Raw genomic sequence first — 10,047 nt, forward strand, 5'->3', positions numbered from 1 at the left:
CATAGAGTTTACCTGGTTTCACTACAGCCGAACTGTACATACTTTCTGTTGCACTTGTCCTCGTCTTTCAACGGTTGGGCGTTACCCAATATGCTACTCTTTGGTGTCCGGACTTTCCTCTTATTATTACTAACAAGCGATAAGGCGGTCTGCGGTGCAAAGGTAGAATTTAATATTAGATTTTAGATATTAGATTTTAGATATTAGATTTTAGATATAAGATTTTAGATATGTATAAAACTCAATATTTGATTTTAGAATTATTTCTCGAACTTTTAAACTTTTAAACTTTTAAACTTTTAAACTTTTACCTACATTTGTAATCCAATAAAATTCTATGGAACAATTTGTAGTATCAGCTCGTAAGTATCGTCCGCAAACGTTTAAAGACGTTGTTGGTCAGCAAGCTATTACGAATACTTTGTTGAATGCTATAGAAACCAACCATTTGGCATCTGCCCTATTATTTACTGGTCCAAGAGGTGTTGGAAAAACTACTTGTGCGAGAATTTTGGCTCGAAAAATCAATCAACCTGGTTATGATGATCCGAATGAGGATTTTGCATTTAATGTTTTCGAATTGGATGCTGCTTCTAACAATTCAGTTGATGATATTCGAAATTTAATTGACCAAGTTAGAATACCTCCACAAACCGGACAATATAAAGTTTATCTTATTGACGAGGTTCAAATGTTGTCACCGGCTGCTTTTAATGCGTTTTTGAAAACATTAGAAGAACCACCTAAACACGCTATTTTTATTTTAGCAACTACAGAAAAACACAAAATTATTCCGACGATATTATCTCGTTGTCAAATATTTGATTTCAAGCGAATTACAGTTAAAGATGCTAAAGAACATTTGGCAGAAGTAGCTACAAGTCAAGGAGTTCAATTTGAAGATGATGCTTTGCACATTATTGCCCAGAAAGCTGATGGCGCGATGCGTGATGCTTTGTCGATTTTTGATAGAGTTGTTTCGTATTGCGGAACCAATTTAACACGTCAAGCTGTAACCGAAAATCTAAATGTTTTAGATTATGAAACCTATATTAAAGTAACCGATTTGATTTTGGAGAATAATATTCCACAAATTTTAGTTACTTATAATGAGATTTTATCAAAAGGTTTTGACGGACATCATTTTGTTTCTGGATTGGCTTCTCATTTTAGAGATTTATTGGTTTGTAAAAATCCAGCAACTTTAGTTTTACTTGAAGCTGGTGAACAAGCACAACAACTTTATGGATTGCAAGCCCAAAAATGTACTCAAGATTTCTTGCTTAAAGGAATTGAAATCGCCAATGATTGTGATTTAAAATATAAGGTTTCTCAAAACCAACGTTTGTTAGTTGAACTTACCTTAATGCAACTTTGCTCTATCAACTTTGATGGAGAAAAAAAAAAGTTGACTTTATAATTCCACCGACTTATTTCAGAAATAATAGTTATTCTATTCAGGAAGTTCCAAATTTGAAATCCCAAATTCCAAATGTTAAGGAAGTTCCGGGTTCCGAGTTGAGAGTTGAAAGTTCTGAGTCAAAAGTCGAAATTCCAACACAAAACTCACAACCAGAGACTTCGGAAGAACTCGAAACCCGAAACCCGAAACCCGAAACTAAGGAACAACCCGAAACCCGAAACTCGAAACTCGAAACTTTACAAGAACCTGAAACCCGAAACCTGCAACCCGAAACTGGAAAAATTTCTGCATTATCTTTAGGTAGTATTCGTGCCAAAAAAGAGCTAATGGAAGCTCAAAAAGGTGTTGTAAAAGCAGTAGAACATTTGCCAAGTGAAGCTTTTACTGAAACTCAAATGCTGGAATTTTGGTTTAAATATGCACAACGTTTAAGTGACAAAGGCTTAATGATTATGTCGTCATTGCTTCAAATAAGTGATCCAAAATTAGAAGGTACACGAATCGTTTATGAACTTCCAAATGAAGGTTCTAAAATTGATTTTGACCGAGCCAAACCAGAGTTATTAGGTTATTTAAGAGGACATTTACACAATCACGACATTACAATTGATGTTATTGTAAATGAAGAAGTAAAAGTAAAAAATGCGTTTACACCTCAGGATAAGTACAACCGACTGAATGAAATCAATCCGAATTTAGAAGTTTTAAGAAGAATGTTTGATTTGGAAATTTAAAAAAAGCGTTTCGATAATTGGAAACGCTTTTTTTATACTCTTTATTTCTTCAGAAACTCAATCAAACCTTTCATATACGTTTCTTGATCGTCATACATACTCATATGACTTCCGTTGGCACAATATAAGTAAGTTCCTTTTGGGAATTGTGTTGCCATCCATTTCATATATTCTGGATCCATTGTATCATATTTTGCTCCAATAACTAAAGTTGGAACTATGATGTTTTTTAACTCTTTAGAAACATCCCAATTAGTTAATTTTCCCGAAATTCCTAATTCACTTGGACCTTGCATAGTAATGTAAAGTGAAGAATTTAATCTTCCCATTGAGCGATTTACAGGTTCTGGCCATTCGTTTACTGGCTTTCTTAGAATATGTTGGTTATAGAAATTTGCCATCAACAATTCCATATATTTTGGATTGCTATAGTCTTTCTTTGTTTCTAAATCTTTAATGGTTTTTAAGATTTCAGGATTCATTTGTTTGGCCAAAACTTTAGAATATTCTCCATATTTAGGACAACTGGCCATCATATTGGAAACAATTAATCCTTTTAAATTATCTTGATATTTTAAGGCATATTGCATTCCAAGAATTCCGCCCCAAGAATGACCTAATAAATAAAAATTATCTTTATTTAAATTTAAGGCAACTCTAACTTGCTCTAATTCTTCAACATATCTAGGCAAATCCCACATTGTTGTGTCGTTCGGATTTTCAGAAAAACCAGTACCTAGTTGATCATAGTAAATAAATTCTATTCCTTCTTTTGGTAGAAAACTCTCCATACACTCGAAATATTCGTGCGACATACCTGGACCACCATTGAGTAAAAGCAATTTAATTTTTGGATTGTTTCCAATGCGTTTTGTCCACACCTTAAATTTTCCTTTTGGAGTTTCAATGGTTACCATTTTTACACCTCCAATTTTTATTCCAGCTTCTTCTGAACTGAAATAAGTTGATGAATTAGACTCTTGCTTACAAGAAATTACTAGTAAAAACAGCGCTAATCCGATAAAATACTTTAGGTTTTTCATATACAATAAATTAGATTTTTCCGTAATATAAAGCTTTAACAATTCCATCTGAAAGTCCGATTTTCGGTACATATATTTGTCTGGCGCCACTCCATTTCATAGCGTTTAGATAAATTCTTGTCGCTGGAATAATCACATCGGCACGATCGGTATTCAATCCTAATTCGGCAACTCTTTGTTCGTAAGATAATGAACTTAAATATTGGTATTGCGAATTCAAATACAAGAAAGACAGCGGTTTATCTTGTTGTTTTCCAGATAATTTGAATAATTTATTAATATTTCCACCTGAACCTATTAAGGTAATATTTTCGTAAGGTTCACAATTAGTTTTAATCCATTTTTCAATTTCTTGCCACACTACATCGTTTACCATTTCGTTAAGCAAGCGCACCGTTCCGTTTTTGAACGATTTAGAATTAATCATTTTTCCTTCAGAAAATAGTGAAAATTCAGTACTTCCGCCACCAACATCAACATATAAATAGGTTTTATCGGTTGCAAGAAAACTATGCAAATCAGATGAAGCAATAATTGCAGCTTCTACTTTTCCGTCAATGATATCAATGTCTACATTTGATTTATTCTTAATGATTTCAACAACTTCTCTGCCGTTATAGGCTTCACGCATTGCTGATGTTGCACAAGCTTTGTATTTTTCAACTTTATATACTTTCATTAATAAACGAAAAGCCTCCATAGCATCAATCATTCGATCAATATTTTCTGGCGTAATTTCTCCGACTGTAAATGCATCTTGACCTAATCGAATTGGAACACGAATTAAAGCCGATTTATTGAATTGAGTTTCTTTTCCGTCTTGTTCAACAATGTTGGTTATCAACAATCGCATCGCGTTAGATCCAATATCGATTGCTGCATATTTTTTTATTGAAATCATCTATTCGCTTGGGTTGTATTTTAAAAATTATCGTTATTTTCTTGCTGATTTTTATAGTAATTATAGGTTTCGTGTTGCGCACGAAAGACAGCCTCACCTTCTTTTCTTACTCTGTATTTATTGTCTAATTTTTCAGAGTGTAAACGGGCTTTCACATTACCTTTCCAACCTACTTCAAAAGTTTCTATTAATTGTTTTTTGATATCTTCTTGATAAATAGGGCAAGTCACTTCTACTCTACCATCAATATTTCTTGTCATAAAATCAGCAGATGAAATAAAGACTTCAGGATCGTTGTCATTGCAAAAAATAAAAACTCTTGAATGCTCCAAAAAATTGTCTACAATACTTATGGCTTCGATATTTTCACTCATTCCTTTTACTCCGGGAATTAATGAACATATTCCTCTAATTTGCAATTTCATTTTAACACCAGCATTACTAGCTTCATATAATTTATCAATCATTTGAAAATCAGATAAACTATTCATTTTAAGATTAATATAAGCTGGTTTTCCAACTTGAGCATTGAGAATTTCTCTATCAATTAATTTATTAAATCTAGAACGAGAATAGTGCGGTGACACAATTAAATGCTTGTATCTATGCAATCTATAATTGATGTCAAAGAATTCAAAGATTTTGGTACAATCTTTTAAAATCTGGTTATGGCTCGTTAATAAAGTTACATCAGTATAAAATTTAGCTGTAGTTTCATTGAAATTTCCTGTAGAAATGAATCCGTATCGTTTTGTTTTTCCTTCTTCAATTCGATCTATTACACAAATCTTGCTGTGTACTTTTAGGCCTTTAATACCAAAAATAAGCTCAATTCCTTCTTGTTGCATTTGCTCAGCATAAGAGATATTATTTGCTTCATCAAATCTAGCTTGAAGTTCAATTTGAACCACGACGCGCTTGCCATTTTTTGCAGCATTTATTAGTGAACTAATGATTTGAGAATTTTTGGCTAACCTATATAATGTAATTTTAATGGTCGTGACTTTAGGATCTAAAGCAGCTTCTCTCAAAAATTTAATTACATAAGAGTAGGATTGATAAGGAGCGAAAATTAAATAATCTTTTTTAGCAATTCTATTTAAGATACTACCTTCTAATGACAAACCTTCGACAGGCATTGGTGGTTTTTGTTGGTAAAGCAAATCAAAACGGCCTAGATTAGGAAAATCCATATAATCTCTACGATTGTGATATCGACCACCAGGTATTATACTATCGGTTGATTCTATTCCCATTCTATTTAAGAAAAACGATAACGTATCTTTATCAATAGTTTTATCGTATACAAAACGCACTGGCTCACCTATTCTTCTATCTTTAACAGAAGTCGCAATTTTTTGCAACATACTTTTAGACATATCACTATCAATATCTAATTGTGCATCGCGGGTAATTTTAATCATGTGTGCCGAAATGCTTTCGTAATCAAAAATATTGAAGATACTACTCAAATTATATCGGATCACATCATCAATTGGCATTATATATTGCTTTTCACCAATTGCAGGAAGTACAACTATTCTATTAAATGATTTTGGAATCTCAATTATTGCATAACGAACTTCCTTTTTTGGTCTAACTAATCCTAGAACTTTAGGTTTCTGTTCTGGTTTCATAACCAATTTGATTGCTAAATATCCAACGGTATCTTTTAGTAGAGGAAACTCGGCTAAGTCATTTAATATAATGGTAACTAATTCTGGACTAACCTTTTGAATAAAAAAATCGTGAACAAAGTTCTGATGCTCTTGGCAAAGTTGATTTTCATTAACAATAATGATGTTTTCCTTTTCTAATTGTTTTTCAATTATTTCTAATATTCTTAAACTTTCCGATTGGTGCTTGATGACAATTTCGGTAATATCTTTAACCAATTGTTGCGATGTAATTCCTCCAAGAATTTTTTCTCCTGTCAAACCTGAAAGACTTAATCGTCTAACGGCAGCGAATCGAACTCTAAAAAACTCATCTAAATTATTGGAGAAAATACCTAAAAACCTAAGTCTATCCAACAACGGAACCGACTCATCTGCAGCTTCTTGCAAAACTCTTGCATTGAATGTTAGCCAACTTTTTTCTCTATCTATATATCTGAAATTATTATTTGAATTCATAGTTAAATATCTCTTGGAAATATGATTTTTTCTGTTCTACCTTTTCTTAAATTTTGCCAATCGTCGGCATCGAAATTAATTGAAACAAAGCCCGATGTTGGCACATTATCAATAAAAATATCCCCAAATTTATTAACAAAATCTGTAATAGCACTATTATGACCAAAAAGAATTAACTTATCGAATTCATTCGGACAGGTTTTGATAATTTTCTCAAGTATATTGCAATCAAAAGTGTACAATTCATTTTTATAAAACACTTGATTATCAGTTGTTACATTCCAAATAGAGAAAAATATCTTTGCAGTTTGAACTGTTCTCTCAGAAGCACTCACCCAAATTAATGATTGATTATCAAAAAATATAGTGGTTTTATGCGCCATTTTTATGGATTTATTGATTCCTTCTTCTGAAATTGGTCTTTCAAAGTCAATTAGATTATTATTCCACGAGGATTTACTATGACGAATTAGTAGTAAGGACTTCATAAAAATTTAAAATAGTTCGTTAAACAATTCATAAGACATAATTATTGTAAGATTTTACATAGCTTTTAATCGATAAAATGTTATTTATCTATGATATTTAGCACTTTATCGATTATTTATTTGTTTAATAAAAAAAACCACTCTAATTTCGTCGAAAATTATAGACGTTGCAAATTGTGCTAGTTTACAAAAAAATAATGTACAAAATTAACTAGAAAAACATTTATTTCGTCGAATTATTTCGACTACAAAATTATCATAAAAGCAATAAACATAATGTATTAGACAATAAAAATAAAATTATCACAACGTTTTATCGAGTATTCATGCAATTCATAGATAAAATAGTTTGATTGCGAAGTTGAGTAGTACTTTTGTATGCTGAATAATTACGCAATGTTGTTAATAAATTTTAATAAGTTGAGTTCAAAAAAAATAAGCATTAAAAAAATTATGCAAAAAAGTACGCCCATGAAAACAATAAACTACAAATCGTTTATCCTTTCATTATCATTTATTTTATTTTCTTCCTTTATGTTTGGTGAAGGAACACCAACATTATCGCCAAATGCGGCTAATATTACAGCTGTTTTGAGTGCACCTGATTTACAGAGTGGCTCTTACTTTAACTGTAGTGAAGATAATAGAATTTATTTTAATATTGCGAATGCAGGTACAGAGCGACTGTATTTTGGTTTTGATTGGAGAGGATATTCTGTTGGAACACCTGCTAGATTATCTAATCTATACTACAGAATCAAAAATCCGAGTGGTGTAGTTGTCTTGTCTGGGTTATGGAACAATACAGTTGGTTCTGCCGGAAGTATTGATACGCATGCACAAGCATTAGCTGGACCTAATATTGGTGCGGTTACCAATGGTTATGTGCCTTTAGTATTCAACCCAACGGTCAGTGGTGAACACTGGATTGAATTTTATAGAAGTAATGATGGAGGTGTTACTCCATTAGTTGCTGAAGCAAATCGAGCTGTTGGAGCATTATTTGATATGACCGTAGCAACCCTTGCCGGAGTGAAACGTAACGGACGTTTACACTCAGATAAATGGGGATTTGTAGCTGTTGATTCAAATTATGGGAACATCGCAACGGCTAGTTCTGAACCAAATTTTTATGTATATACTGCTGATCAGGTAATATTATTTATTGATTTTAGACCTGGTTTTCAACCAATTGCATATAATTTAGCGGTAAATAGTTATGGTGTTAGTCCTAGTGGTGCTTATACAACAACAAGAAAATCAATAAACACTCCCTTTATACCTATACTTTCTAATGGTTACAAGGTCTTTTTAAATAATCCAGATATTACATTATATCCTGTAGCAGCAATTCCGAATCCACCAACATTTGGCACTCCTGCAATATCAGGTTGCGGACCTTATCTTATAAATTATAATATTTCGAGAGCTGGTGATGTTAGATTAGTTATTGATTTAAATGGCATTGCAGGTTATCAAGCAGGAACTGCAGACGTAATTTTAGAATCGTATGGTGTTCCGGCAGGAAATAATACTTTCTCTTGGAATGGTTTAGATGCATTTGGTGCGGTTGTTCCAGATGGCGCGCAAATGAATTTAACTCTTAATTATTTAGCTGGAAGATTTAATTTGCCTTTATACGATGCAGAGCTAAACAAAAACGGATTTAATGTTCAGTCAATTGCTCCTACTGCAATCACTAACTCTCAAATGTATTGGGATGATAGCGATTTAATAAATGTTGGTACAGACTGCACCAACTCAATTAATAACTTAACGGGAACAGGTTTAAATAATTCATTAAACGGAACACCTAGTCCAACAAGAGCGTGGAGTGGTGATGGAAACTTGACTAATGCTGTTCCGGCACCGGCAATTGGTGCAAATGAAACTGATGGTGTTACTTGTAATGACTATGGAAATGGCCGTTTACTAAATACTTGGGGTTGGGGTTTAACAAGTTCAAGCGTAAGCACTACTATTTATAAAGGTTGTTCTGATTTGAAAGTTGAAAAAACTGTAAGTAATGCTACTCCAAATGTTGGAAGTAATGTAACATTCACAATTACAGCTAGCAACCTAGGAATTAGTAACGAGCCTAATGCAATAGCGACTGATATTTTACCAAGTGGCTATACGCTAGTGAGTGCTACTCCTTCTGTTGGAATTTATAACAATGTAACTGGAGTTTGGTCAATCGGACCATTAAGTAATGGTGCAAATGCTACATTAAGTATCGTTGCAACAGTAAAAGTATCGGGTACTTATGCAAACACGGCAACAATAACAGGGACAAACGTAGATCCTATTTTATCAAATAATACATCTACTTCTACACCTTTACCTGTTCCAATAACCGACTTATCTGTGGTTAAAGTTGCAAATAATATGAGTCCAAATGTTGGAAGTAATGTAACATTTACAATTACAGCTACAAATAATGGACCAAGCCCTGCAACTGGAGTTATTGTTAATGATGTTATACCAAGTGGTTATACACTTATTAGCGCAATTCCAACAAGTGGAATTTGGACTGCTCCCAATTGGAATATTGGTAATTTAGCAAGTGGTTCTTCAGCTTCAATCGTTGTTATTGCAACTGTTAGAGCTACGGGTACTTATGCAAATACTGCTACAATTACTGGAAATCAATCTGATCCAAATTTATCAAATAATACTTCAACTTCTACTCCTGTTCCCGTTGCAATAGCTGACCTAAGAGTAGTAAAAGTAGCAAGTAACATGGCTCCAATTATCGGAACAAATATTACATTTACAATTACTGCAACTAACAACGGTCCAAGTAATGCAACTGGTGTTACCTTAAATGATGTTATTCCAGCTGGATATACTGTGCTATCAGTAACTCCATCAACTGGAACTTGGACTGCGCCAAACTGGGCAATAGGAAACTTAAATAATGGTTCAAATGCAACATTGACTGTTGTTGCTAGAGTTAACGCAACTGGTTCATACACCAATACTGCAACAATTACTGGTAACCAAACAGATCCTAATACAACTAATAATACTTCGACTTCTACTCCAATTCCTGTAAATGCGATAATAAATGCTATAAATGATTCTGGTACTTCTGTAAATGGATTTGTTGGCGGAACTGCTTTTACTAACGTTCTTACTAACGATACTTTAAATGGTGTGGCTGTAGTGCCTTCTCAAGTGGCTACTACTTTCGTGTCTTCGACTAATCCTGGTGTTACTTTATCAGGTACTAATGTTGTGGTTGCGCCTGGTACACCTGCTGGTTCTTATACTTTAACTTACCAAATTTGTGAAGTACTTAATTCAAATAATTGTGATAC

General features: G+C 33.1%; 7 protein-coding genes. 3 read left to right on the forward strand and 4 right to left on the reverse strand.

Annotation, left to right across the window (positions count from 1 at the left end; genetic code table 11):
• Window positions 1-337: 337 nt before the first annotated feature.
• Together dnaX and Q0050_RS09690 are read left to right on the forward strand one after the other, a co-directional pair.
• The gene (gene dnaX / locus Q0050_RS09685) at window positions 338-1,420 is read left to right on the forward strand and encodes a DNA polymerase III subunit gamma/tau (protein WP_298394831.1); all 1,083 of its coding nucleotides are present in this window, start codon (window positions 338-340) and stop codon (window positions 1,418-1,420) included.
• Window positions 1,421-1,473: 53 nt separating this feature from the next.
• Complete coding sequence (locus Q0050_RS09690) at window positions 1,474-2,157, forward strand: DNA polymerase III subunit gamma/tau (protein ID WP_298394833.1); 684 nt, start codon at window positions 1,474-1,476, stop codon at window positions 2,155-2,157.
• Window positions 2,158-2,198: 41 nt separating this feature from the next.
• Here the strand turns inward: Q0050_RS09690 and Q0050_RS09695 are convergent, their stop codons facing one another.
• Genes Q0050_RS09695 through Q0050_RS09710 form a run of 4 tightly spaced genes read right to left on the reverse strand, consistent with a single transcriptional unit; the run spans window position 2,199 to window position 6,724 of the window.
• Window positions 2,199-3,200: a proline iminopeptidase-family hydrolase gene (locus Q0050_RS09695; RefSeq protein ID WP_298394835.1), complete on the reverse strand. Its 1,002-nt coding sequence runs from the start codon at window positions 3,198-3,200 to the stop codon at window positions 2,199-2,201.
• A gap of 10 nt (window positions 3,201-3,210) precedes the next feature.
• Window positions 3,211-4,101, reverse strand: a complete 891-nt coding sequence (locus Q0050_RS09700) for an exopolyphosphatase (protein ID WP_298394837.1) — start codon at window positions 4,099-4,101, stop codon at window positions 3,211-3,213.
• A 20-nt stretch (window positions 4,102-4,121) separates the two neighbouring features.
• Entirely contained in the window at window positions 4,122-6,236 is a 2,115-nt protein-coding gene (gene ppk1, locus Q0050_RS09705) for a polyphosphate kinase 1 (protein WP_298394840.1), read from the reverse strand.
• Between the two features lie 2 nt (window positions 6,237-6,238).
• On the reverse strand, window positions 6,239-6,724 hold the full coding sequence (locus Q0050_RS09710; RefSeq protein WP_298394843.1) for a histidine phosphatase family protein: 486 nt from the start codon (window positions 6,722-6,724) through the stop codon (window positions 6,239-6,241).
• Window positions 6,725-7,195: 471 nt separating this feature from the next.
• Between Q0050_RS09710 and Q0050_RS09715 the strand changes: the two genes are divergently transcribed.
• Window positions 7,196-10,047, forward strand: a 2,852-nt coding sequence (locus Q0050_RS09715; protein ID WP_298394846.1) for a DUF11 domain-containing protein, incomplete at its 3' end; no start/stop codon positions are given.

Origin of the sequence: Flavobacterium sp. (genome assembly GCF_027483985.1) — a bacterium.
In the GTDB taxonomy this organism is placed as follows: Bacteria; Bacteroidota; Bacteroidia; order Flavobacteriales; family Flavobacteriaceae; genus Flavobacterium.

Excerpts from the sequence above, each read along its gene's own strand:
- dnaX (WP_298394831.1), top strand. The coding sequence starts at position 338 with ATGGAACAATTTGTAGTATCAGCTCGTAAGTATCGTCCGCAAACGTTT.
- Q0050_RS09695 (WP_298394835.1), bottom strand. The coding sequence starts at position 3,200 with ATGAAAAACCTAAAGTATTTTATCGGATTAGCGCTGTTTTTACTAGTA.
- Q0050_RS09700 (WP_298394837.1), bottom strand. The coding sequence starts at position 4,101 with ATGATTTCAATAAAAAAATATGCAGCAATCGATATTGGATCTAACGCG.
- ppk1 (WP_298394840.1), bottom strand. The coding sequence starts at position 6,236 with ATGAATTCAAATAATAATTTCAGATATATAGATAGAGAAAAAAGTTGG.
- Q0050_RS09710 (WP_298394843.1), bottom strand. The coding sequence starts at position 6,724 with ATGAAGTCCTTACTACTAATTCGTCATAGTAAATCCTCGTGGAATAAT.